Source organism: Cyanobium sp. BA20m-14, from assembly GCF_024346295.1.
The window spans coordinates 1-23,843 of the sequence record NZ_JAGQCR010000017.1 but is presented as its reverse complement, the minus strand read 5'-3'; the positions used below and the strand labels follow the sequence as shown (position 1 = coordinate 23,843).

Here is a 23,843-nt window from a genome sequence, read left to right as displayed (position 1 = left end):
CCTCACCAACCAGCTCAGCATCGGCGGCTTCTTCGCCATCCGCATCCTTTCCAACCGGATCTTCAGTTCCTTCGTGCGGCTGGGGGGCCTGTGGCAGGGGGTGCAGGAACTGCGCCTATCCCTGGCCGCCCTCAGCCAGGTGATGGAAACCCTGCCGGAAGCCGGCAGCTCCGACCAGCAGCAGCCACCCCTGCCGCCCCTGCGCGGCGACCTGCACTTCGAGCGGGTGTCGTTCCGCTATGGACCCCGCAGCCCCTACCTGCTCGATGGCCTCGATCTCCGCATCCAGGCCGGCCAGTTCGTGGGGATTGTGGGGCTCAGCGGCAGTGGCAAGAGCACCCTGGTGCAGCTGATCGATCGGCTCTACCTGCCCCAGAAGGGCACGGTGTTGCTCGATGGCAATGATGTCGAGAAGGTGCAACTCGCCAGCCTGCGCGCCCAGGTGGGCTATGTGCCCCAGGACGGCCTGCTGTTTGAGGGCACCGTGCTCGAAAACCTGCGCCTCAACAGCCCCGATGCCGACCTGGAAGCGGTGATTGCCGCCACCACGGTGGCCGCCGCCCACGACTTCATCCGCGCCCTCCCCAATGGCTATGCCACCCGCCTCGGCGAGCGGGGAGCAGGGGTCAGCGGTGGCCAGCGCCAGCGCCTCTGCCTGGCCCGGATGGTTTTGCAGAACCCCTCCCTGCTGATCCTCGATGAAGCCACCTCCGCCCTCGACGCAGAGACGGAGCGCCAGGTTTTCGCCAATCTCAGGCAGCGCTTCCGAGGCCGCACCGTGCTGTTCATCACCCACCGCCTCACCACCCTGGGCGATGCCGATCGCATCCTGTTTATGGAAGGCGGCCGCATCGTTGAGGATGGCCGCCATGGGGAGCTGATCCGCCTGGGTGGGTCCTACGCCACCCTCTACTACCAGCAGGTGGGCATTCCCGCGGAGTCTTCCCGTTGAGAACCCACCGCATGACCCACCCATGACCCGCCCACCCGCCAACAACCGGGCCCTGGCCAAGCGCACTGCCCCACGCCAGCCAACTGATGGGGTCAGAAGCCTCGACGACACCGGCTTCGCCACAGACGACCTGCGCCTCGAAAGCCGCCCCCCCTCCTGGATGCCCATGGTGATCGGCTCCAGCCTCTCGGTGCTGGTGCTGTTTCTGATCGGCGCCGCCGCCCTGATCAAGGTGGATCGTGTCGTACCCGTAGCTGGCCGCCTGCAGACCCTGCGCTCTACCCAGGAGGTGTCCCCCCCCGAGCAGGGGGTGATCAGCCAGGTGCTGGTCAAGGAAAACCAGCTGGTGAGCGCCGGCCAACCCCTCGTGGTGCTCGACACCGAAACCCTCCAGGCCGAGGCCTCCTCGATGGTGGACAAGCAGCGTTCGCTGGTGGCTACCTCCCTGGCCGAAGTGCAGCGGCTGCGGGCAGCAATTGCCGAGGCCAGGGCCAGGCTCCTAGGGGCCCAGCAGCAGCTCAGGATCACCGATGCCCAATTAGCCCAACTGCGCCCCCTCGCCAAGGAGGGCGGCTACGGCCAGCTCAGCGTGCTCGATACCGAAAAGAGCCGCGCCGAACTGAATGCCCGCATCAGCTCCACCCAGGCCGAAATCCAGAAACTGCAGGCTGAATCCGCCCAGAAGGAGGCCCTGGTGGCCAGCGAACTCTCCGCCAGCCGCGCCAGCCTGGTGGCCACCCGCAGCCGCCTGCGCCAGATCGTGCTCAAGGCCCCCTTCAAGGGCACCATCCTCGATCTCAGTGCCAAGCGGGGCCAGTTGGCGATCAGCGCCGAATATCTGCTCAAGGTGGTGCCGATCGACAACCTCCAGGCCCGGGTGGACATGCCGGATGCCGATCTCGCCTTTGTCAGGCCCGGCCAGAGCGCCGAGCTCGAATTCCCCGCCTATCGCCGCGACAAGTACGGCTGGCTCCCTGCCGAGGTGATCTCGATCGGCACCGATGCCCTGCCCCCAGACGAGACCAGCGAGCTGAAGGTGCCGCGCTTCCCGGTGAAACTCAAACTGAGCCGCCAATACTTAGAGGTAGATGGCCAGCGCTTCGGGCTCCAGGCCGGCATGGCCCTCACCGCCAACCTCAAGCTCGACAAGGCCAGCATCCTCGAGCTCTTATTCAGCCAGTTCTCCGGCGGCGCCCGTGCCCTGCGCACGGCCCGCTGAGAAGACCCGTGCGGGTGCTGCTGCTGCACCAGAATTTTCCCGGGCAGTTTCTCCATCTCGCCCCCGCCCTGGTGCGGCGCGGCGATGACGTGGTGGCTGTGAGCAGTCAAGTGAACAGCCAACTAAGCAGCAGTGCCGCCAGGCCAGCCGGGCGCTTCCGCTGGTTGGCCTGTGGTGGTGATGTCAACGCCGACTTGCGCCACCCCGATCCCGCCAGACGTCTGCTGGCCCCCTGGCAGCAGGCGCGGCGGGTGGTCGCCGCCCTTACCCCACTGGCCGCAACGGGCTGGCGCCCCGATGTGGTGCTCGCCCATTGCTTCTGGGGAGATGCGCTGCTCCTCGACGATCTCTTCCCCGCCGCCCCCCTGGTGGCGATGCTCGAACTCGATCTCACCTCACCCCTGCTCGGCGGTGATCGCACTGCGGCAGGGGGCCGGCAGATCCAGCAGTGGGCGGACGCCGTGGCGATCCGCCGCATGACGGTGGGAATCACCGCCAGCCGCTTTCAGCGGGACAGCCATCCCCCCTGGCTGCAGCCCAGGCTGAGGGTGCTGCATGAAGGGGTGGATCTGCGGCTTTATGTCCCAGATCCGCTCGCCCGCTTGCAGCTCGCCGATGGCACCAGCTTCGGCTCGGAGACCCTGGTCCTCAGCTTTGCGGCCCGCAGTTTGGAGCCGCTGCGGGGCCTCGATCGCCTGCTCGCCGTGCTGCCGGCACTGCAGCAGCGCCTGCCCCAGCTGCAGGTGGTGCTCGCCGGCGCCTGTGACCGGGGCTGCTACGGCGGCCCCCCCGCGGCTGATGGCAGCTGGCTCCAACACTTGCTGGCGGGCCTGGGCGAGGGGATTGACCGCCGCCGTCTACACACACCCGGCCTGCTGCCACCGGATCAGCTGCGCAATCTGTTTCGCATCAGCCGGGTGCATGCCTATCTCAGCCGCCCCTACGTACCCAGCTGGAGCCTGCTGGAGGCGATGGCCTGCGGCGCTCCTGTGGTGGCCTGCGCCGACGCCGGGGTAGAAGAGCTGGTCATCGATGGGGTGAGCGGCCGGTTGGTGCCCGCCGACGATCCCGCCGCCCTGCTGCAAACCCTGCTCACCCTGCTGAGCGCTACGGAGATCGCAGCACCCCTGCGCCTCGGTGCCCGCCGCCATATCGCCAGCCACTTTGACCATCGCCGCTGCGTCAGTGCCCAGATCGATCTCCTCGATGCTGTGACCCGCAGCGAAGCGGCAAGCCCCCAGGGCTGGAGCCCGTAATGGAACCCGCATCGCCCTGGACTGAAGTGCTGCGTCAGGCGCTGGCCGCCCACGATTGGCTGGTGGCGGAGGGGGCCCTGCGGCGGCTGCTCCTACTCGGCGCCGCCTCTGCTGAGCAGCTCGACCTGCTCGCCTACGTGTTGCTGATGCAGGGCCGCTTCGCAGACTGCGAGGCCACCCTGGAGCAGGCGCTGGCGGCAGGCAGCCGCAGCTTCTGGACCCCGCACAAACTCGGCGATGCCCGCCGCGGCCGACAGCGGCTTGAGGCCGCCGCCGCCGCCTATGAGCAGGCGCTGGTTTGGGGAAGCGATAGCCCGCTCACCGTGCGCAACCTCCTGGAGGTGCTGGTGAGCATCGATCCCGAGCGGGGGGTGCGGCGCTTGCAGCAGCTGGCCGCAGCCCAGCAGCCCGGCTGGCAGCCAGGCGCCTGCGCGGCCGCCAGCTCGGGCCTAGCTCCCGAGCTGGCGGAATGGCTGTGCGCCGTCGGCGCCGACGATCCGACGGTGCGGGCCCTGGTGTGCATCCGGCGCCTCAGCCGACTTGATCTGGAGGGCACCCGCAGCCTGTTGCGGGCACTTGATACCCCCTGGTCAGAGCCGCTGCGGCAGCGGCTCGAGCGCTTCAGCCCAGCCCGCCCCGAAGAGCCCGGTCATTGAAGCCGGCGCAGCGAGTGCTGCTGCGGTAGGGCAGCTAGCAATTCGGCCCGCCCGCCCCAGCGCAGCAAGCTGCCGATCCGTTCCGCCACCACTGCCGCCAGACCCGCAGGATCCAGAGCCTCCCGCACCGCCCGCCGACCCGCAGCCGCCAGCTGGGCCGCCTGCGCGGGATGGTCTGCCAGGCGGCGCAGGGCGGCCGCCGCCCCTTCTAGATCCGGTTCGCCCCAGCACCAGCCAGCTCGGTAGTCGCCCTCAGTGCGCTGAATTAGAACCCGGCGACAGGGCACCAACTCGGCGCTGCCCGGGGGCATGAAGCAGAGGTTGCCGCCATAGCCACTCGCCACCGTCGGGATGCCGGCGGCCATGGCCTCCGCCAGCAGCAGCCCAAATCCCTCGGCGCGATGCAGGCTCAGCACCACATCGGCCTGGACGTAAAGGGCGTCGAATTCGTCCGTCGACAGATGGCTCGTGATCAGCTGCAGGCGGGGATCGCCGGCGCAGCGTTCGGCCAGCTCGGCGGTGGCATCCGGAAACTGCCCGGCGCTGCCCAGCTTGAGCACTAGCCGCGCCGCCACGCTGCCGCCAGGTGGGAAGGCGGCCAGAAAGGCCTCGATCACCCCATCGGGATTCTTGCGGGCGCGGGTGCTCCAGAAATCGAAGGCAAACAGCACCGTGAAGGGCCAACGACGCCCTCCGTCACCCCAGCTGCCCAGCCCGGCCCGCTGCTGGGCCAGCCGATCAGCTCGCCTCCAGTCGATCAGATGGGGCAGGGCCGTCACCGGCACTGGGCTGCGCTGCCCCAGGGCCGTAGCGCAGAAAGGAGAAGGGCACCACAGCTGGTCGAGTCCGCTGAACCCCGCCTCCCAGCCATCCGGGAAGGCCTCCAGCTCCCAGGCCCAATAGCCAATGCGCAGCGGTGCCTCCAGCTGCAGCTGGGCCGCCAGGCCATCGGTCTGGCGCAAAACGTTGGGGTTGGTGTGCAGCAGATCGATCGCAGCCGGAAGGACTGGTTCGGCCGCAGCCTGGATCGGGGCAGTGCCGGGATGGCTGGCCAAAGGCAGGTCGCGCAGCTGCACCGTGAGCCCGGCGGCGGTGAGGGCCCTCGCCGTGCAGAGCGCCCCCTCCCCCAGCCCGAATCCACCGCCGAGGTGGCCCCACAGATTCACCACCAGGGGAGACACTGAAGTAAGACATCCGCTACCACTGTGGTACCACTGTGGCCCGAACCCTGCCGAGCACCCCCACCGACTGGTATCGCCGCGGCGAAGAGGCCTTGGGGCAGCAGCGCTGGGAGGAGGCCGAGCTGGCCCTCTGGGAGTGCCTGGCCCTTCAGCCCCGCCATGGGGCCGCCCTACATCTGCTGGCGCGGGTGCGCCAGCAGCAAGGGCGGTGTCAGGACGCGATCCGCCTGCAGCGCGACAGCGTGGCCTGTGATCCGGGCATCGGCTGGAACTCCTTTGCCCTGGCTGAACTCCTGGAGGAGCAGGCTGACTGGCCGGGCGCCGCTGCAGCGATGGCCGCAGCAGCGGCAGCTTTGCCCCAACAGCACTGGGTTGCCCAGCGTCAGCAACGCCTCGCCGGCCGCGTCGCCATCGAAGGCGAGCGCCTAGCCGATGGCCTGGGCCCGGCTGCCTATCGCCACTGGTTGCGGCGGCTGGAGCCACCCCTGCCTAGGGCCCCAGCCTCTGCGACAACCTCGGCTGATTCGCTGCTGCAAGCCTGGCACCTGCTGCTCGCTGCCGACGCCCGCCTGCGGGACGGGGCCCTCGCCTGGGTGGCCGAGGAATTGCTGCTCCGGGCGGCGGCGGGCGAAGCCCCGCCCGATTGCATCTACGCCGATGAAGACCGACTGAACGGGCACGCCGAACGACACGATCCCTGGTTCAAACCCGGCTGGCAGCCGGAGGCGTTCTGGAGCACCCCCTGGCTCGATGGCTTCAGCCTGTGGCGCCGCGACTGGCTGGAGGGCGCGGGCCTGCCCCCACCACCGGCGCCTAACGATCCCGTAGCTCGCTTCAGCTGGCAGCTGCAGGCCCTGGCAGCCCGGCCGCGGCTACTGGCGCTGCCCCGGATCCTGGTGCATCGGTGCGGCGGTGCCGGCTGCCCAGATCCCCGCCGCCGCGCCGACCAACTCCTGCAACATCTGCGCCACCTGGGCGAGGCCGTTACCTCAGTTATCCCGCAAGTCATCCCGCAAGTGATCCCCCAAGCACTGCCGGAGCAGCCGGAGCAGACCGGCTTCCGCCTTACCTGGGCCCTGCCGCCCACACCACCACTGGTGAGCGTGATCGTGCCCAGTCGCGACCGCCCCGATCTGCTGGCCGCCTGCCTCGATGGGCTGCTGCGCTCTCGCAACTCACGAATCGATCTCGCGCTGTGGGTTGTGGACAACGGCTCCAGGTTGCAGGCCAGTGCAGAGCTGCAGCGCCGCTGGGGAGAGCAGCCAGGCCTAAGGGGGACCTGGCTGGATGGGGATGGTCCGTTCAACTGGAGCCTGCTCAACAACCGCGCCGCGCTTGAGGCAAAAGGGGAGCTGCTGCTGTTCCTCAACAACGACGTTCAGCTGTGCGCAGGTTCAGGGCGCAACGGAAGTTGGCTGGAAAGTCTGGCGGCCCAGGCCCTGCGTCCGGCGGTGGCAACCGCCGGCGCCCTGCTTCTCACCCCGGAGGGAAAGATCCAACATGCCGGGATCGTGACCGGATTGGGCGGCGATGGCTGCGCCCATCCCTATCGCAACCTCCCACCGGCCCATGGCGTTCACCGGGGCCGCAGCTCCTTCCTCACCGCCTGGCCGGCCCTGACGGGTGCCTGCTTGATGGTGCGACGTCTGCTCTTCCTCGAGGCCGGCGGGTTCGACCCGGCCCTGGCGGTGGAGGGCAACGATGTGGACTTCGGGCTGCGGCTGGGGGCCAGCGGCTTTCGCCAGGTGCTCTGTCCCGAGGCGGTGCTGATGCATGCCGAGGGCAGCAGTCGGCGGAGCCGCGGCGATGATCAGCCCACCCGCCACGCCGGTTTGAACCTATTGCTGCAGCGCTGGCCCCAGCAGATGGCTGCTCCTGGCCCTTGGTGGCCGGCAGCCTGCAGCTCCGCCCATCCCGATGGCCGCCCCCTTGAGCTGGCTTTCCCAGACCTGGACTGAAGCTCTCTGATTCGATTGGCCCCCTAGGGCTCGTTCAAGTCAGCTTTTGCAACTCGGTCTTTTTTCTATTCGGTCTTTTCTCAATTCGGTCTTTTTTCTATTCGATTGAGAAACAAATTGAACTGCTCCAGTTGGAGTTCCAGCTCATCGAGGCTGGAGAGCCGTTCGCCCTCCCGAGGCAAGGGCCGCTCTGGCCAGAGGGAGAGCGCTGCCTCCTGTCGCTCCTGCTGCCCAATCTGGGCCTTAACTTCCTCCAGGGCCTCGCGGATCAGGTTGTGGTGGTGGCGAGCCTGGACCGGCTGCAGCTCGAGCGCGCGCTTCAAGCTGCCGGAGGCAGCATCTAGCTTGCCCTGGTGCCGTTGTAGACGGCCGAGTTCAAACCACCCCCAGCAGAAATCGGGGGCCAGCTGCACACAGCGCTGCTGGGCGGCGATCGCCTCGGCAAACCGCTGCATTCCAGCTAGAGCTCGGCCCTTGATGTGGTGGCTGAAGGCGAAGTCCGGTCGGATCAGCAGGGAACGGCCGATCAATGCCAGGGCCCGCCGCTCGATACCGAGCTCAACCGACGCCTTGGCCAGGAGGTAGGTGACCTGGGCTTCTCCCGGAGTGCCTTGTTTGACGTGGGGCAGCTGCTGCTCAAGCACGTCCAACATCAATTGCCACTCAGAACGGGATTCGAGCTCATGCCCCAACCGCTGGATCATCGCTGGATCACCGGGGAAGCGCCGCAGGCTTTCCAGAAGGGTTTCCTTCAGCATCGGTGACGTTCAGCGCATGCGCCCATTCTGCTGACCAGGGCCCTTCCACCACCTGATGATGCGCTGACCAGAGCAGCTCAATTACAATGCGTCTGGTCTTGGCAGCACGTGCAGGCCCCCTTTGCCGTTGCCTCCATCAGCCGATGGCTTCCATGCACGACGGCGGTTCTGCCGCCGAACACAGCGCCCTGTGGCTTTACGGATTGCCCGGCAGTGGCGTAGCTGTTCCGCAGGCGGCAGGAGCTCCTTCGCTGGAGGACCTGGAGCAGCGGCGGGCTGAGCCAGCCGGCTTGAACGCTCGAATCTGGATCTGCTACGGCTCCTTGAGCCAGGGATTGGCCGAGTTGGTGGATCGCTTCCAGCCGCCGCCCCAAGCGGCGGAGCTGGGGGCCGCACTGGAGCGGTGGCAGGCGGATTTCAGTAGGGCGGCCCTGCTCAAGCGTCGCTGGCGCAACCAGGTGCGACTGGTAAATATCTGCAAGGGCGGGGCGGCCCTGCTGGCCAAGGAGCTGCCGCCTGAGCTCTGGGGAGGAAGGCAGGGATTACCCCGATTCGGCGGAGCCGCGCCGAATGGAGGTCCGCAGGTCGGCTCGGAGGGTTATCGGGAGCTGGCCATTCGCGCCCTACTGGAATGCCGGCCTGGCCTGTTAAACGCCTGGCTCGATGCCGAGCATTGGGCCGATGCCATTGGCGTGAAGCCCGCTGCAGACCAGGGGGCATGGCAGGAGCCCCTGGACTGGCGGCGTCCCATGGCGCTCGAACGGCTGGTGAGCGTGCTGTGGTGTACCGATGGAGCAGGAAAAGCTGGCCTGCAGGAGCTGGAAGAGCGCTGCGCGCAGCTGGAAGAACAGCTGGCTCAGGAACGTGATCACGTCGCGATGCTGAATCGCTACATCAAGCAAATGGAAAAGGAGCTCGACCATTTCATGGCCAACCACGAACGGGCGGCAACGCTGGCCGAGCGGCTACCGCTGTTGCTGCAGCGAGCTCGTCAGCAGCTGGGAACCTGCTCAGCCCCACACCCTTAAATCATTTCTTACTAGTTCCAAGCCCCGCGGCATTGAAAGCTACCGCCGGGCTGGAATTGCTACGGTCAGACCAATAAGGCGATCGGGGGAGCCTGACCACTGCCCTGATTCCTCGATCCCCCAGCCTGAGCTCTGCAGAGCGTCGATGTCCTTACCCCCTGAATCGGGTGAAGCTGAGCTCCAGCAACGGTTGCAACAACTGATCGAAGAACAGGGCGATCAGCCACCGCCGGCCACCCGCCGATCGGCCCGCTGGATCAGGAAATCAGCCAATCCCATTGGCCTGGGGCTGGCAGTGATGCTGGCCCTGACGATCGGGGTGCAACTCGGCGCGATGCCCTGGCGCTTTCGCCGCGAAATTTGGCAGCTCCAGGGGGCCGTGGTGGGCGTGGCCCTGGGCGTGCTGATCGGCCGCTTCAGCGCCCGACGCCCCGATGATTGATTCCAGCAAACCTCCCCCCATGTCCGCAGCTGGTTCAGCCTTCGCCCAGCTTCACCAGTACCTGCACCACACCCGCCTGCTGGGTTCGATCAGCAGCGCCCTCTACTACGACCAGAACACGGTGATGCCGGCGGCTGGGGCGGCCTGGCGGGGGGATCAGCTGGCCCTACTGGCTGGCCAGCTGCACGAGCGCCAGAGCAGCGCGGAATTTGGCGATCTCCTTGCCGCTGCCGAGGCCGAGCTCGGGGCCGAGCTAGGGGCCGAGCTAGGGGCCGATGCTCCGCCCGAGCGGCGCCGCAACCTTGAGCTGCTGCGCCTGGAGCTGGAGCGCCAGCGCAGTCTTGACCCCCAGCTAGTCCAGGCCCTGGCCAAGGCCCAGTCCCGCGGCAATGCCATCTGGCAAGACGCCCGCGCCCGCAACGATTTTTCGGCCTTTGCCCCGGCCCTGCAGGAGCTGATTGCCCTGCGCCGCCAGCAGGCCAGCCAGCTGGTGTCCGCCGAACCAATGGCCCGCAGCCCCTGGGAAATCCTGGCCCAACCCTTTGAGCCAGACATCAGCAAAACCAGGCTGGAGCAGCTGTTTGCACCCCTGAAAGCAGAGCTGCCGGTGCTGCTGGAGCAGGTGGCTGCCATGGGCAACCCCCAGCCAGCCGCCGATCTGCCCGAGGCCCTGCAGGAGCAGCTCTGCGCCGAACTCCTCGACAGCTGGGGCTACGACCCGCAGCGCTGCCAGCGCGCCCGCTCCGCCCACCCCTTCTCCTGCACCCTGGGTCCCAAGGATTTCCGCATCACCACCCGGGTGGTGCCAGGCCAGCCGCTCTCGGCCTTCCTGGCCACTGCGCACGAGTGGGGCCATTCGCTCTATGAGCAGGGCCTGCCCCGGGGCGATGACCACTTTTTCCCCTGGCCGCTGGGGGAGGCCACCTCGATGGGGGTGCATGAATCCCAGTCGCTCTTTTGGGAGTGCCGCGTCGCCCGCAGCCAGGCCTTCGCCGAGCGCTGGCAGCCCCGTTTCCAGGCGGGTCTAGGTGCCGACCCCTGGGGAGGGGCCCGGGGCTTCTGGCGCAGCCTCAACCCACTTGCTCCCGGCCTGATCCGGGTGGAGGCCGACGAGCTCAGCTACTGCCTCCACATCGTGCTGCGCTTTGAGCTGGAGCTGGCCCTACTCGAGCAGGACATGCCCGTGGAAGACCTCCCCCAGCAGTGGAACCAGCGGATGCAGGAGCTGCTGGGAATCCGTCCGCAGACTGACTCCGAGGGGTGTCTGCAAGATATTCATTGGGCAGAAGGCTTGTTTGGTTATTTCCCCAGTTACGCCCTGGGCCACCTGATCAGTGCCCAGCTGGCCGAGGCGATGGAGACCGATCTGGGCGGGGCCGGCGCCATTGCGGGAGCCATCGCCGCGGGCCAGGAGGAGCGGCTGCGCAGCTGGCTGGCCATGGGGGTCTGGCCCCTGGGCCGTGCGGTGAACGGTGAGGAGCTGGTTCGGCAGGTGAGCGGGCGCCCCCTCTCGGCCGAGCCATTCCTTCAATACCTCAAGTTCAAATTGGAGCTGCTCCAGGCCCCTGCATAGGATGCGCGCCGCAGATCTCCCTTCTCCATGGCGAACATCGACCACGCTCCAAGCCGCACGATGCTCAACCTGCTGCACGTGCTGCCGGCCTTTGCCGATCAGGCCGAGCTGCGGCTCAACGCGATTGTGGAGCTCAACTCGATGACGATCAATAAATACGAGTTGATCACCGAGACCGGCCACCTCAAGCTCGACCGGGTTGGCTATTCCTCCCTGGCCTATCCCTTCGCCTACGGCTGCATCCCCCGCACCTGGGATGAGGATGGCGACCCCCTCGATATCGAGATTGTCAATGTCACCGAGCCCCTGGTGCCCGGCTCCCTGGTGGAGGCCCGCATTATCGGCATCATGACCTTCGATGACGGCGGCGAGGTGGACGACAAGGTGATTGCCGTGCTCGCCGACGACAAGCGCATGGACCACATCACCAGCTACACCCAGCTCGGTGAGCAGTGGCTCAAGGAAACCACCTACTACTGGGAGCACTACAAAGATCTCAAGAAGCCCGGCACTTGCAAGGTCAATGGTTTCCTGGAGCCCGTCGAGGCGGTGCGGATCATTCAGGAGTGTGAGCAGCGCTATCTCGAAACCATTGATGCCAAATTGGTCAACTGACCTCGGGCCCCACGCCATGAACCGGGCTGGAATGCTGATCTCTCTGGTGGCACTTCCCCTGGCCGCACTCCCCCTGGCGACTGCCCCGCTCTGGGCAGCGCCGGGGCCAGCCTCCCAGCCCAGCAGCCGTGAAATTGTGCTGCAGCTGGGCCGGCGCACCATCAGCCTGCGGGATAACGGCAAGCTGATCAGCAGCTGGCCTGTGGCCATCGGCAGCCCCGGCACCCCCACTCCCCTGGGTCGCTTTGTCGTGCAGAACAAGGTGATTAACCCCAAGTACCAGAGCACCAAAAGCGGCAAGATCAATGCCACCGTGGGGCCCAACAGCCCCCTCGGGGATCGCTGGCTGGGCTTTCAGCAGAGCGGACCCAACCAATACGGGATCCATGGCACGCCGGCGGCCTGGTCGTGGACCGTGAGCTCCAGGTCTGCCGTCACCAACGGCTGCGTGCGGATGCTGCACGAGCACGTGCGCAAGCTGTTTGATCTGGTGGAGGTTGGCACCCCGGTGATCGTCCAGCGCTAAAGCAGGCGGCAACGGTTTGCCTGGTTGGAAAACATTCTGGAGATCGGTTCTTATCGGCCTCCTCCTGGCTCTTCTGGCGGTATCTTTTAGGCCCCAATGAGGTCTTGGGCCTCGATTCGTCCATCCATGACTCCGGCTTCCCAACCCCACCAGCCCGCCGAACCCCAGGTCAGCACAACGCTGAAATGGGCCAGCGATGGGGAGTTGTCGAGTCTCGATCTGGAGCGCATCCTCGAGCGGCTCTGTGCCGTTGATCCCGCGGCCCAGGAGCTCACCCGTCAGCTTCAGCTAAATTCCTGATCAGGCTGGAGCTTCGGGCCAGGGCCCTGGCCATGCCATCGCGGCTCGCCAGACCCCGCAGTGCAGCTACAGGCAACCCGGGGTTGGGCAATCCATGGGGCAGGGCTGCCGTTCTGGCGTCCTGCACATCGAAAACGGGCACTTGGCGCAGGCCGTTGGGGGTGAGCTGGTCTTCCAGCTGGGCCAACTGGGCGCTCAGCGGCAACCACACCAGATCTCCGCGCCGGCAGTCGATCAGCTTGGGCATCGTGGGAATTGTCTCGGTACCGGTCTGGCTGGGCCTGGGCTCGGCGTTGAGGGCCCGCTGCAGATCAGCCAGGGTTACCAGCCCCACCACCCAGGCTCCCTCTGACACCACCAGGCAGTGGCCATGGGCGTCCACCAGCTGGCGCAGGGCTTGACTGGCCGCCAGTTCTGCCGGCAGCACCAGGGGCGCCTCTGGCTCGAAGGCCTCAGCCACCGGCAACGCTGCCAGCTGGCGGCGACGTTGCTCCTCAATCGGGTCGGGGCCGAGCAGGCCCGGATCGGCTAGCCCCTGCCAGCGTTCCACCAGGGCGGCACTGAGCCCGGCGGCGGCCATCAGCGGCAACACGATGCGGATATCTCGGGTGAGTTCAAACAGCAGCAGCAGGGCCGTCAGCGGCGCCCGGGCACTGCCGGCCAGCACCGCGGCCATGCCCACCATGGCGTAGGCGGGAGGTTCGGCTACGGGCAGGTGCAGGCCGCTTTCGCCGAGCAGCTGGCCGTAGCAGTTGCCCAGCACGGCGCCGAGCACCAGCGCAGGGGCAAATCCGCCCCCCACAAATCCGGTGGCATTGCTGATGCCCGTTGCCAGTAGCTTCACGCCGAGCAGCACCAGCAAGGTCAGCAGCGGTACGCCGCCGTTACTGCCCAGCAGGGCCTCAACGGTGTCGTAGCCCACCCCCAGTACCTGGGGAAAGCCAAGGGCGATTAGGCCCACGCATGCCCCGCCCACGGCGGTGGGCACCCCGGGTGGCAGCTTGGCCAGCCAGGTTTGCAGCCTTTCGCTGCGCCCTGCGGCCAATAGGCTCACCAGGGCCCAGGACATCAGGCTGGCGACCAGGCCGAGCCCCAGGTAGAGGGGCAGCTCCAGGGGGGAACGCACCTCGTAGGCAGGCAGCCTCAGGATCGGCGTGTCGCCCAGCAACAATTGGGTGACCAGCGATGAGGCCACGGCTGCCACCAGCACTGCCCTCAGGCTGGGCCGCCCCTGGATGGCGCTGAAGCTGCCCTCAAAGGCGAAGAACACTCCGGCAATGGGGGCCTTGAAGCCAGCGGCCAACCCTGCGGCCACCCCCGCTGCCACCAGCGCCTTCTGACTCTGGGGTGACAAACCGCCGCGCAGGGCCACCCAGAGCCCCAGGTTGCCGCCACTTTCCACGCTCGGTCCCTCCGGGCCGAGGGAGGCGCCACTGCCCAGGCTCAAGGAAGCGCCCAGCAGGCGCAGCAGGGGGAGTCGGGGCTGGGCTGGCAGGGCGCCATCGGCCATGGCCATCAGGCTCGGTAACCCAGGCCCCAGCTCGCCGCCGTAGCGGCGCAGCAGCCCCACGGCCAGGCCCCCCAGGGTTGGCACCACCACTACCGGCCAAAGGCGGATCCAGTCGGGCAGCAAGGAAACGGGCAGCGCTGCCGGCTGGGGAGCGGCGGGGGGTGGCGGCAGAAAACCCAGGCCGCCCAGGCCAACCTGCAGCAGGGCCTTTAGGGGCGTGCCCGTATCCGGCGGCAGGGGGGGGAGCTCAAGCGGCGGCGGGGGCGGTTGGGCCCGACCAAAGGAGAGCAGCCCATCTACGAATGGTCCGAACAGGCCGTTGTTGATGAAGCCCAGCAATTCATGGAAGCCCACCACGGCCAGGCCCGTCAGAACGCCGACTAAGGCGGCCCAGGCCAGCAGGTTCCACTGGTAGGGGCGAGCTGAGGGCTCGCCGGCTTCAGGCTTCAGGCCGGACCGTTGCAAAGATCTCCTCCAGGATCTCTCCGGCCCCCTGGGCCTTCAAGGTGTGTGCCAGGGCCATGCCGATCGCCTCGGGATCCGTCTGGGCCCCCCGGGCCCCATCGCGGATCAGCCGCACGCCATCGAGGCTGGCCACCATGCCCGTCAGCACCAGCTCATCGCCCTCAATGCGGCTGTTGACGCCGATGGGCACCTGGCAGCCACCCTCCAGTTCTCGCAGAAAAGCCCGCTCCGCCAGGCAGCGTCGGGCGGTGGGGAGGTGCTCCAGCACTCGAATCTGAGCGAGCACCGCTTCGTCGCCTTCCCGGCACTCGATGCCGAGGGCGCCCTGGCCCACGGCGTGCAGGCAGATGGAGGGATCGAGCAGTTCGTGGATGCGATCCCCCAGGCCAAGGCGGCCCAGACCCGCGGCAGCAAGGATCAGGCAGTCGTAGTTGCCGGCATCCAGCTTCTCCAGGCGGGTGATCACGTTGCCGCGCACGTCCTTGAAGAGCAGCTGGGGGTAGTGATGGCGCAACTGGGCCAGGCGGCGCAGGGAGCTGGTGCCCACCACCGAACCCTCAGGCAGGCTGGCGAGGTTGCGGTCCTGGTGCTTCGCATGCACCACCAGGGCGTCGGCTGGATCTTCCCGCTCGGTGATGCAGCCCAGCATCAACCCCTCAGGCAGGTTCGTGGGCAGGTCCTTGAGGCTGTGGACGGCGATGTCGGCCTGGTCGACCAGCATCTGGGCCTCGAGCTCCTTGGTGAACAGACCTTTGTCGCCGATTTTGGCCAGGGCCACATCGAGGATCTTGTCGCCCTTGGTGGCCATGGCCTCGATCGTGATCTCCAGGCCGGCGTGGGCCTTGGCCAGTTCATCGCGCACCCAGTGGGTTTGCACCATGGCCAGCTGGCTGCGGCGGGAGGCGATGCGCAGGGGGTTGGCCATCGGTGCCAGATCACAGCAGGCCACACTAGGGGCCGAAGAAATCAAGGGGCAAGGGCCCCCAGGTGTCCTCGGCGGCGGGATCGCCCGGGTTGTGGCCGGTGATCAGCAGTCCCTCGCCCAGGCCGGTTTCCGGACGCACCTGAAAGCGGCCCGTGTGCTGGTTGGCCTTGAGAAACACCGCGCCGGCAATCTTCTCGGGCGCCTCGCCGGCGGGGTCTGGGGCCAGGGGGGGCCAGCCCAGCGCTTGCTCTAGCTGGCGCAGGCACTGGAGGGCCGCCAGGGCTGAATCGGCCATCACCCCAGCCGTGAACCATTCACAGGCCTCCATGCCAGTGAGCAGCTCGGCCAGCAGGGCCTTTCTGTCGGCAACCGCCAGGGGTGGGGCGCTGCGCAATCCGCGCAGGTCATTTAGCCGCACTATTTGATGTACTCCTTGAGTACGCCGTTGCGGTTGGGGTGACGCAGCTTGCGCAGGGCCTTGGCCTCGATCTGGCGGATGCGCTCGCGGGTCACATCGAAGATCTGGCCAATCTCTTCGAGGGTCTTCATGCGGCCGTCATCGAGGCCGTAGCGCAGCCGCAGCACGTCGCGCTCCCGCGGGCTGAGGGTGGCCAGCACCCCTTCGAGGTCTTCCCGCAACAGGTTTTTGGCAACGTCCTGCTCGGGATTTTCGATGTCTGCCTCAATGAAGTCGCCCAGGCGGGAGTCTTCTTCTTTGCCGATCGGAGTTTCCAGGGAGATCGGCAGCTGGGCGCTCTTGGCGATGAAGCGCAGCTTCTCGATGGTCATTTCCATCGATTCGGCGATCTCCTCCTCGGTGGGCTTGCGGCCAAATTCCTGGGAGAGGGTCTTGGTGGTTTTCTTGATCCGCGAGATCGTTTCGTAGAGGTGCACCGGCAGGCGGATGGTGCGGCTCTGGTCGGCGATGGCCCGGGTGATCGCCTGGCGGATCCACCAGGTGGCATAGGTGGAAAACTTGTAGCCCTTCTCGTGGTCAAACTTCTCGGCGGCGCGGATCAGGCCGAGGGAGCCCTCCTGGATCAGGTCCTGGAAGCTCAGGCCCCGGTTCATGTACTTCTTGGCGATCGACACCACCAGGCGCAGGTTGGACTGCACCATCTTTTCCTTGGCCCGGCGGCCGAGCATCAGGCGGCGGCGGAACTTGATCACCGGCATGTCCACCAGCGCGGCCCACTCCTTGGTGTCCGGGTGGTGGCTGTGATCGGCTTCAAACTGGGCCGCCAGCTCCTCCAGTTGCAGTAGGTCGGCGATCTTGCGGGCCAGTTCAATTTCTTCGTCGGCCCGCAGCAGGCGGATCCGACCGATCTCCTGGAGGTAAACCCGGATCGAGTCTTCGGTATAGACACCCTTGGGGCCCACCTTGATGCTCGCCAGCACCTTGGCGGCCTTGGCATCGGCCTTTTCCTTCTCCCCGTCGTCGTCGATGGGGCTGCTGGGCAGGAGCTCAGCTGCTGCTGCTGCTGCGGGCTGGACTGTTTTGGCCGGTTTTTTCTTCGCGGGCTCTGATTTAACGGTGCTGGCTTTTGTGGTGCTTGCTTTGGCAGTGCCGGCTTTGACGGTGCCGGCCTTAGCAGTAGTGATCTTGGCAGTGGCGACCTTGGCAGTGCCGACCTTGGGGGTGCTGGCTGTGGTGGCTTTGGTTTTGGCCGCAGCCTTCTTGGCCTTCGGTTCCCCAGCCACTTCAGTCGCTGTGGCTGGGAAGACCATCAGAATTTCCGGGCTTGCTTTGGGCTGGGTAGCAGCGGGGCTCATGGGAAACGGGAACTGGGAAACGGGAACTGGGGCAGATGGCGGCACAAAGCCGGGAGGGGGGACCGGTGCGTCTCAGCATCAGCTGATAACCAGCCCGAAACAGAAACCTGATTCAGGCGGGAGGCACAAGTGGGAACGACCGGTAACTTCAGGGCTGGGAACGACCCGGCAAATTGCAAAGGGTCGGCGGCCGAAGCCTGGGCAGGGCTGTCAGGGGTGGTCGCAGACCGGGAGCCCGAATGGTGGGAGGCTGGCTCCCGAGGGTCTCTCTTCAGGTCTTCCCGCTGGAAGGAACTCTGCTCAGTTCCGACGGCAGCCCTTGGACTGCCCAACCCCCACATCCTATGAATGGGCCGTGACCTTTGCAAGCACATCGGAGCCCTGGCTCCAGATCTGGCTGGAGGCGGGCCGGGAAGGCCAGATTTTTACCTATGCAAATGCGGAGCAGGAGCCAGCTGGGATCGGCGATCTGGTGCGGGTTCGGCTGCAGGGCCGTCCCCATACCGGCCTGGTGGTGGGAGCCATGCAAAAGCTGCCGGCCAGTCTCAGCGGTAAGATCATGCAGCCGATCCTGGCGGTGTGGCAACGGGCCGCCATAGATGGCCAGTGGCAAAACCTGATCGAGGCCGTGGCGGCTGCCTGCCACACCAGCCTCTTCAAAACTCTTAAAAGTGCCCTCCCCCCAGGCTGGTTGGGCCAGCGCCGCCAGGGCCCCAGCGGCGGGCCCAGGCCGATCTGGTTGGTGCAACGCTCCGCCGCGCCGCGGCCAGAGCAGCGCCTCACCCCTCGCCAACTTGATTTATTGGCCCATCTGGAGCTCCAGCCCGGGCCCGTGCCCCTGCGGGAGCTCTGCGCTGGCGGTGGCTTCAGCCGTGCCGTGCTGAAGGGATTGGAGGAGCGGGGTCTGGTTCATCGATCCCAGGGCCAGCCCCACCTCCTCCCCTCGCCGCCCCCGGGCGGGGTCGGCCCTGGGGCGGTACTCACCCAGGCCCAAGCCGCTGCGGTGCGGGCAGTCCTGGGGGCGGCACCCGGTCGGGAATTCCTGCTCTGGGGCGTCACCGGTGCCGGCAAAACCGAGGTCTATCTCCAGGCCGCGGCCCACGCGCTCGCGGCGGGTCAGGGTTGCCTACTGCTCACGCCAGAGATCGGCCTGATTCCCCAGCTCCTCGATCGGGCCCGCGAGCGCTTCGGCAGCCGGGTTGTTGAGTTTCATAGCGGCTTGTCCGATGCGACCAGGGTGGCCACCTGGCGGCGTTGCCTTGGCCCTGAACCTGTGCTGGTCGTGGGCACTCGCTCGGCCATTTTTCTGCCGTTGGCGCAGCTGGGCCTGATCGTGCTGGATGAGGAGCACGACAGCTCCTACAAGCAGGACAGCCCCATGCCCTGCTACCACGCCAGGGATGTGGCCCGCTTGCGGGCCAGGAACAGTGGGGCACGGCTGGTGCTGGGCAGTGCCACCCCCTCTCTGGAGAGCTGGTTGGGCTGCCAGGGATCCAACCCTGCCATCGAGCTGTTGCGCTTGCCGGAGCGGATCGGCTCGCGGCCCCTGCCAGCGGTGCGGGTGATTGACATGCGCCATGAGCTGGCAGATGGCCACCGCCGCCTGATCAGTAGGGCCCTGATGGGACGACTCGAGCAGCTGCAGGAGAAGGGCGAACAGGCGGTGGTGCTGGTGCCCCGGCGGGGCTACCGGGCCTTCCTGAGCTGCCGCAGTTGCGGCGAGGCGGTGCTCTGCCCCCACTGCGATGTGGCCCTCACCGTGCACCGCTCCAAGGCCGGCCAGGAGTGGCTGCGCTGCCATTGGTGTGACCACCGCGCCGAGCTGGGCGATCGCTGCGGCCACTGCGGCTCCACCGCCTTCAAGCCCTTTGGTGCCGGCACCCAAAGGGTGATGGAACAGTTGGCCGCCGAGCTGGAGGGGCTGCGGCTGCTGCGCTTCGACCGTGACACAACCCGCGGCAGGGATGGCCATCGCCGCCTGCTGGATCGTTTTGCCCAGGGGGAAGCGGATGTGCTGGTGGGCACCCAGATGCTGGCCAAGGGCATGGACCTGCCCCGGGTCACCCTGGCGGCGGTGCTGGCGGCCGACGGTTTGCTGCACCGACCCGATCTGCGCTCCTCGGAGCAGTGCTTGCAGCTCTTATTGCAGCTGGCGGGCCGGGCCGGCCGGGGCGAACGTCCCGGTGAGGTGCTGGTACAGACCTACAGCCCCGACCATCCGGTGATCCGCCATCTGGTGGATGGGCGCTACGAGCAGTTTCTGGCCGAGGAGATTCAGCTGCGCCGCCAGGCGGGGCTGGTGCCCTTCAGCCGGGCCTGCCTGCTGCGGCTGAGCGGGCCCACGGCCAGCGCCACGGCCACCGCAGCGGCCGCTCTGGCCGAAAGGATCGGTGCCGGCCTGGAGGAAGCCGGCTGGCTGTTGATCGGCCCGGCCCCGGCCCCGGTGGCCCGGGTGGCTGGCAAGAGTCGCTGGCAGCTGCTGTTGCATGGCCCCGCCGGCCAGGCCCTGCCCCTTCCCAGTGAGGCCCTGCTGCGTCAGGGCTTGCCCGCCGGGGTGGGACTGGCGATCGACCCCGACCCCATCAGCCTCTAGGCGGGTAGCTCGGGCAGGCCGAAACCAAGGGCCCGGCGCAGGCGCACCAGGGCCAGCACCAGGGCGAGGCCGGCCGCGATCAGCAGGCCGCCCAGGCCGAGCCCACTCCAGCGCCAGCAGGAAAGGTGCAGGCTGTTGAGCGCCCCGAACTGCAGGGGCCAGAGCAGGGCCACCCGGCCGGCCATGGCGGTGGCAGGCTCCGGGCTGGCCTGACGCACCGCCAGCGCCCCCACCGGTTCGAACTGAAGGCTGGCCCGGAAGCCCGGCATGGGGCTGATATCGCGCAGATCCACCGCCAGTTCAAGGGTCTGCCGCACCCCCACCAGCCAGTTGCGCTCTTTCAACCCAACTATTGGGGTGGGCAGGCTGATGCCGCCCAGCTGGGCGGCTTGCTCCAGGTTGGCCGCCAGCAGGGCCAGGGCCTGGGGGGCCGCGAGCACCGGGCTCTCCAGCCGCAGATCCCCGCCGGCATGGGCTTGGCTGCGGGAGGCCGGAGTGGGGCGAAAGCCCTGGCTGCGCAAGCTCTGGCTGAACTGGCGCTGCCAGGGGTTCAGCTGGGTGCCGCCGCTCAGCAAGGCGTGGGAGATCTGCAGCCGTCCTGGCCCCTTGAACTCCAGCTCGGTGCGCACCTCCATGCAGCCACTCAGCAATACGGTGAGCAGCAACAGCAGGATCGCCAGCAGGGCAAAGCCCAGGGGAGCCCGGGTCGGCCCCACCGGCGGCGGCGGGGGAGGCAGCGGCTTGCTGGAGCGCCGCTGCCGCGCCAGCTGTTGCATCTGGCCTCCCATCGCCTCGGCCGAGCCCAGATCCGGCAGGGTTATCGACCAGTCGCGGGGCCGCTCCAGGGCAGGCGCCTCCAGCACGCTGAGCAGATCCTGGGCCTGGGCCCGCACGCTGGCATCCCGGCAGCGTTTGATCTGGCGGCAACACACCATGGCGCGGCCGTTGTCGCCCCGGCCCATCCAGGCGGTGGCCAGCACCAGCTGGATCTCCGCCCCCAGCAAGGTGGCCGGGGAATGGTCCGGCACTAGGGGCTCAAGCAGCTGTATTACCCGGCCGTAGTCCCCCCGCTCCAGGGCGGCCCGGGCCAGAGAGAGCTGGGCGTCAGCCATGGCTGGAGCGTTGGCTGCCCACCACCATGGTGCCGATGCCCGCGTCGCTGAAAACCTCGAGCAGCAGGGCGTGGGCCACCCGCCCATCGACGATGTGGGCTGCCGCCACTCCCTGGGCCAGGGCCCGGATGCAGCACTCGGTTTTGGGGGTCATGCCGCCCTCTACCACCCCTGCTCGGATCAGCTCACGGGCCTGGGACAGGCTGAGTTGGCGGATTAGGGAGCTCGGGTCCGAACGATCCCGCAGGATCCCGGCCGTGTCGGTGAGCAAGATCAACTTTTCGGCCTGGAGGGCCGCCGCCAGTTCGCCGGCCACCGTATCGGCGTTGATGTTGTGGGCCTGGCCCTCGCCATCGGCCGCCACACTTGAGATCACCGGGATGTAGCCGGCATCGAGCAGGGGGAAGAGCACGGAGGGGTCGACAGCTGCCACCTCCCCCACCAAGCCGTTAATCCCTTCGGCGTAGGTGCGGGCCCGCACTAGGGAGCCATCGCTGCCGCACAGTCCCACGGCCTTGCCGCCGACCCGGTTGAGGCCATTGACGATGTGCTTGTTGACCCGGCCCGCCAGCACCATCTCCACCACGTCCATGGTTTCCGGGGTGGTGACCCGCAACCCATTGCGAAAGATCGGCTCGATGTTGAGCCGGGTGAGCCACTCGTTGATCTCCGGGCCGCCGCCATGGACCACCACCGGCTGGACGCCCACCGACGCCAGCAGCACCAGATCGCGGTAGACGGCGTCGCGCAGCTCTTCACGCACCATGGCGGCGCCGCCGTACTTGACCACCACCCGGCGGCCGGCAAAGCGTTGGATGTAGGGGAGGGCCTCACTGAGGACCGACACCCTCAGGGTGTCCTGGTTGCTGATCAAGGGTTCGGAGCTCTAGGTGGGTTGTTCGCTCGCCCCGGCTTGGGGCACCAGGGCCAGGCTGAATTCGCCCTGGCGGCCAGCCTGGATTTCCGCGCTCAGCCCTGGCCCGAAGAAGCGGCTGAGGCGCTCACGCCGGGCCTGCCAGCGCTCCAGGGGGACTCCCGCGCAGCGGAAGCGAAGGCGCAGGCCGTAGTGGCCGCCACAGTCGAGCTCTTCCACACTGAGCAGCTGGGGTGGGGCTTCCTCATCCCAGAGCTTGAGCGCCTCCAAGGAGCTCTCGAGGTGGGCTTTCTGGCCATAGCGCCAGCGATCCACGTCGGCCAGCAGCTTGCGCAGGGGCTCGCTTGCGGCCTGCTCGCGCAGCTGCTTGAACCGGCTTGCCGGAGTGAGCCGCTCGGGAGGAGGCAGCTCTGAGGATTTCAGGGCCAGGCCACCCAACAGGATCGGGATCCCGTAGAAGATCGTGGGCAGGCTCAGGTTGGGGATGTCGGTGGCGTAGGCGATTGTGCCGATCACCGTGAGCACGGCACCAGCAATGGTCACCAGGCTGCCTGGGGAGAGAATGGCTTGCATCCAGCCATCTTCCCGTATCCCCCATGGCCCATGAGCCCGGCACGGCCCAATTGATCGAAGACCTCAGGGCTGACCGGCTTTGGTTGCTGCGCCAGATCGATGCTGGCCGCTGGCCGCAATGGCGGCTTGATCTGGCGGCCCTGGAGCGGGAGCTGGGCCAGTTGCTGGACCAGCTCAGGGAAAGGGAGCAGTGACAGGCCGCTTTGATCAGAACAGGCTGCTTTGACTCAGAAGGGAATGTCGTCTTCTTCGGGAAGGTCTGATACCAGCGGAGAGGTGTTCCAGGTGGGCGCCTGGCTGGCTGGCTGGGGCACTGGCGCTGCAGGGGTTGGGGCGCGAGCTGGGGCCCGGCTCGCCGTAGGGGCGGGGCCAGGGCCTGGGCCGGAGGAGGAAGCGGGGGCGGGGAAGGAGGAGGAGGGGGCTGCAGCGGCGCCAACTCCAATGGCATGGAGCCTGGCCAGGGTGAATTCAGCCCGTTTTTCCTTGACCCCGTCCGGGCGGGTGACGGTGTTCATGCGCAGGCGGCCTTCCAGCATCAGGCGCTGGCCCACCTGCACCCTGTTCTGGAGCTCCTGGGCCAGGTTTCCCCATCCCACTACCTTCAGTTGGGCCGGGGGATCGTCGGGCCGCAGGCCGTCCATCTGCACGGCCATCTCCGCCACCGGCGTCTGGTTGTCCTGGGTGTAGCGCACCTGGGGCGCTTCGAGCACCTCGACTTCAAGCAGACAGTGATTCACTCCCAGACAACCATTGGCTGAAAACCATCCTGATGCACAGAGCTGAAATGCACCAGGAATCCAGGCGGCTCTGGTTGCTTTCCGGCACCGGCGAGGGGCCCGTGCTGGCCCAGCAGCTGCTTGCCATGGGCTGGCAGCTGACGGTGAGTGTGGTCACACCGGCGGCTGCTCTGGCCTATTCAGCCTCCGACGATCTGACCATCCAGGTCGGGGCCCTGGCGGGTGAGGCCGGAGTTGGGGCCGAACTGGCCGCTGCCCGGGCCGCTGGCCATCCCTACGCGGTGGTGGTCGATGCCAGCCATCCCTTTGCCTGCCAGGTGAGCCGCGATCTGGCGGCGGTCTGTGGCCGCCAGCAACAGCGCCTGTTGCGCCTGCTGCGCCCGGCCCTGGAGGGACCGGCCACCCTGCTCCCGGCGCTGGAGGATCTGCAGGCTGTGCCGCTGGCGGGTCAGAACCTGCTGCTGGCCATCGGCGCCCGCCAGCTGGCAGTGGCCATGGCGCAGAGCCGCGGTGCCCGCCACCACGCCCGCTTGTTGCCCACAGCCAACTCGCTGCAACAGGCCATGGCTGCGGGTCTGGAGCCGGATCGGGTCGCCTGCCTGCGGCCGGGTTCCGACCTGGCAGTGGAGCGGGCCCTGGTGCGTCGCTGGCGCATCACCACCGTGCTGGCGCGCCAGTCCGGTGGCTCCACCGAGCAGCTCTGGCGCCGGATTTGCCGCAGCGAGGGGCTGGGCCTGCTGCTGCTGCGCCGGCCCCAGGAGCAGGCGGGGGTGGAGAGCCTCGATGCGGAGGCGCTGCTGGCCACACTGGCTGGGCG

At 67.5% G+C, this 23,843-nt stretch carries 24 protein-coding genes; 14 read left to right on the top strand and 10 right to left on the bottom strand.

Translation table 11 applies throughout. The annotated features are described in order from the left end of the window. From KBZ07_RS03145 to KBZ07_RS03130, 4 genes are all read left to right on the top strand, one after another. A partial coding sequence (locus KBZ07_RS03145) for a peptidase domain-containing ABC transporter (RefSeq protein WP_254930249.1) occupies positions 1 to 952 on the top strand: 952 nt, incomplete at its 5' end. Positions 953 to 974: 22 nt separating this feature from the next. Next, positions 975 to 2,171: an HlyD family secretion protein gene (locus KBZ07_RS03140; RefSeq protein ID WP_254930248.1), complete on the top strand. Its 1,197-nt coding sequence runs from the start codon at positions 975 to 977 to the stop codon at positions 2,169 to 2,171. An 8-nt stretch (positions 2,172 to 2,179) separates the two neighbouring features. After that, on the top strand, positions 2,180 to 3,427 hold the full coding sequence (locus KBZ07_RS03135; protein ID WP_254930247.1) for a glycosyltransferase: 1,248 nt from the start codon (positions 2,180 to 2,182) through the stop codon (positions 3,425 to 3,427). Continuing rightward, positions 3,427 to 4,083, top strand: a complete 657-nt coding sequence (locus KBZ07_RS03130) for a hypothetical protein (RefSeq protein ID WP_254930246.1) — start codon at positions 3,427 to 3,429, stop codon at positions 4,081 to 4,083. The genes KBZ07_RS03135 and KBZ07_RS03130 overlap by 1 nt, the downstream gene beginning before the upstream one ends. Here the strand turns inward: KBZ07_RS03130 and KBZ07_RS03125 are convergent. Next, positions 4,077 to 5,264: a glycosyltransferase gene (locus tag KBZ07_RS03125; protein WP_254930245.1), complete on the bottom strand. Its 1,188-nt coding sequence runs from the start codon at positions 5,262 to 5,264 to the stop codon at positions 4,077 to 4,079. The two genes, KBZ07_RS03130 and KBZ07_RS03125, sit on opposite strands and share 7 nt — an antisense overlap. Positions 5,265 to 5,299: 35 nt before the next feature. On the opposite strand from KBZ07_RS03125, the gene KBZ07_RS03120 reads away from it, so the two are divergent. Then, the gene (locus KBZ07_RS03120) at positions 5,300 to 7,222 is read left to right on the top strand and encodes a glycosyltransferase family 2 protein (protein ID WP_254930244.1); all 1,923 of its coding nucleotides are present in this window, start codon (positions 5,300 to 5,302) and stop codon (positions 7,220 to 7,222) included. Between the two features lie 80 nt (positions 7,223 to 7,302). Here the strand turns inward: KBZ07_RS03120 and KBZ07_RS03115 are convergent, their stop codons facing one another. Beyond that, positions 7,303 to 7,980, bottom strand: a complete 678-nt coding sequence (locus tag KBZ07_RS03115; RefSeq protein ID WP_254930243.1) for a hypothetical protein — start codon at positions 7,978 to 7,980, stop codon at positions 7,303 to 7,305. A 143-nt stretch (positions 7,981 to 8,123) separates the two neighbouring features. On the opposite strand from KBZ07_RS03115, the gene KBZ07_RS03110 reads away from it, so the two are divergent. From KBZ07_RS03110 to KBZ07_RS03085, 6 genes are all read left to right on the top strand, one after another. Further along, a complete protein-coding gene (locus KBZ07_RS03110) occupies positions 8,124 to 9,008 on the top strand; it encodes a hypothetical protein (RefSeq protein ID WP_254930242.1) in 885 nt (294 codons plus the stop codon). Between the two features lie 145 nt (positions 9,009 to 9,153). Continuing rightward, positions 9,154 to 9,450: a hypothetical protein gene (locus tag KBZ07_RS03105; RefSeq protein ID WP_254930241.1), complete on the top strand. Its 297-nt coding sequence runs from the start codon at positions 9,154 to 9,156 to the stop codon at positions 9,448 to 9,450. 19 nt (positions 9,451 to 9,469) lie between these two features. Beyond that, positions 9,470 to 11,023, top strand: coding sequence for a carboxypeptidase M32 (locus KBZ07_RS03100; RefSeq protein ID WP_254930240.1), 1,554 nt, complete (start codon positions 9,470 to 9,472; stop codon positions 11,021 to 11,023). Between the two features lie 27 nt (positions 11,024 to 11,050). Then, positions 11,051 to 11,638, top strand: coding sequence for an inorganic diphosphatase (locus KBZ07_RS03095; protein ID WP_197150103.1), 588 nt, complete (start codon positions 11,051 to 11,053; stop codon positions 11,636 to 11,638). 16 nt (positions 11,639 to 11,654) lie between these two features. Beyond that, positions 11,655 to 12,164, top strand: a complete 510-nt coding sequence (locus tag KBZ07_RS03090; protein WP_254930239.1) for a L,D-transpeptidase — start codon at positions 11,655 to 11,657, stop codon at positions 12,162 to 12,164. A 126-nt stretch (positions 12,165 to 12,290) separates the two neighbouring features. Then, a complete protein-coding gene (locus KBZ07_RS03085; RefSeq protein ID WP_254930238.1) occupies positions 12,291 to 12,464 on the top strand; it encodes a hypothetical protein in 174 nt (57 codons plus the stop codon). Here the strand turns inward: KBZ07_RS03085 and KBZ07_RS16140 are convergent. From KBZ07_RS16140 to rpoD, 4 genes are read right to left on the bottom strand one after another with little or no spacing between them, the layout of a single operon-like run. Continuing rightward, on the bottom strand, positions 12,436 to 14,439 hold the full coding sequence (locus KBZ07_RS16140; RefSeq protein ID WP_261355399.1) for a chloride channel protein: 2,004 nt from the start codon (positions 14,437 to 14,439) through the stop codon (positions 12,436 to 12,438). The genes KBZ07_RS03085 and KBZ07_RS16140 overlap by 29 nt on opposite strands. After that, a complete protein-coding gene (hemC, locus tag KBZ07_RS03075; protein ID WP_254930237.1) occupies positions 14,414 to 15,364 on the bottom strand; it encodes a hydroxymethylbilane synthase in 951 nt (316 codons plus the stop codon). The genes KBZ07_RS16140 and hemC overlap by 26 nt, the downstream gene beginning before the upstream one ends. Before the next feature lie 25 nt (positions 15,365 to 15,389). Next, positions 15,390 to 15,782 carry a DUF1824 family protein gene (locus KBZ07_RS03070; RefSeq protein WP_254930236.1) on the bottom strand — a complete coding sequence of 131 codons (393 nt, stop codon included), beginning with the start codon at positions 15,780 to 15,782 and terminating at the stop codon, positions 15,390 to 15,392. Then, positions 15,782 to 17,137 carry an RNA polymerase sigma factor RpoD gene (gene rpoD, locus KBZ07_RS03065; RefSeq protein ID WP_254930235.1) on the bottom strand — a complete coding sequence of 452 codons (1,356 nt, stop codon included), beginning with the start codon at positions 17,135 to 17,137 and terminating at the stop codon, positions 15,782 to 15,784. Before rpoD ends, KBZ07_RS03070 begins: the two co-directional genes overlap by 1 nt. Positions 17,138 to 17,492: 355 nt before the next feature. On the opposite strand from rpoD, the gene priA reads away from it, so the two are divergent. Beyond that, positions 17,493 to 19,730 (top strand): primosomal protein N', encoded by a 2,238-nt coding sequence (gene priA / locus KBZ07_RS03060; RefSeq protein ID WP_254930234.1) that lies wholly within the window; start codon positions 17,493 to 17,495, stop codon positions 19,728 to 19,730. Here priA and KBZ07_RS03055 read toward each other — a convergent pair. The 3 genes from KBZ07_RS03055 to KBZ07_RS03045 are packed head-to-tail and all read right to left on the bottom strand — an operon-like array spanning position 19,727 to position 22,289. Next, on the bottom strand, positions 19,727 to 20,842 hold the full coding sequence (locus tag KBZ07_RS03055; RefSeq protein ID WP_254930233.1) for a DUF3153 domain-containing protein: 1,116 nt from the start codon (positions 20,840 to 20,842) through the stop codon (positions 19,727 to 19,729). The two genes, priA and KBZ07_RS03055, sit on opposite strands and share 4 nt — an antisense overlap. Then, entirely contained in the window at positions 20,835 to 21,713 is an 879-nt protein-coding gene (gene argB / locus KBZ07_RS03050) for an acetylglutamate kinase (RefSeq protein WP_197153262.1), read from the bottom strand. Before argB ends, KBZ07_RS03055 begins: the two co-directional genes overlap by 8 nt. Before the next feature lie 15 nt (positions 21,714 to 21,728). Beyond that, the gene (locus KBZ07_RS03045; protein WP_254930232.1) at positions 21,729 to 22,289 is read right to left on the bottom strand and encodes a DUF2854 domain-containing protein; all 561 of its coding nucleotides are present in this window, start codon (positions 22,287 to 22,289) and stop codon (positions 21,729 to 21,731) included. A 23-nt stretch (positions 22,290 to 22,312) separates the two neighbouring features. On the opposite strand from KBZ07_RS03045, the gene KBZ07_RS03040 reads away from it, so the two are divergent. After that, positions 22,313 to 22,483 carry a hypothetical protein gene (locus KBZ07_RS03040; protein ID WP_254930231.1) on the top strand — a complete coding sequence of 57 codons (171 nt, stop codon included), beginning with the start codon at positions 22,313 to 22,315 and terminating at the stop codon, positions 22,481 to 22,483. Between the two features lie 33 nt (positions 22,484 to 22,516). Here the strand turns inward: KBZ07_RS03040 and KBZ07_RS03035 are convergent, their stop codons facing one another. Further along, complete coding sequence (locus KBZ07_RS03035; protein ID WP_254930230.1) at positions 22,517 to 23,026, bottom strand: single-stranded DNA-binding protein; 510 nt, start codon at positions 23,024 to 23,026, stop codon at positions 22,517 to 22,519. Positions 23,027 to 23,073: 47 nt separating this feature from the next. Here KBZ07_RS03035 and KBZ07_RS03030 point away from each other — a divergent pair. Beyond that, the coding region (locus KBZ07_RS03030; RefSeq protein WP_254930229.1) for a precorrin-6A/cobalt-precorrin-6A reductase at positions 23,074 to 23,843 on the top strand (770 nt) is incomplete at its 3' end.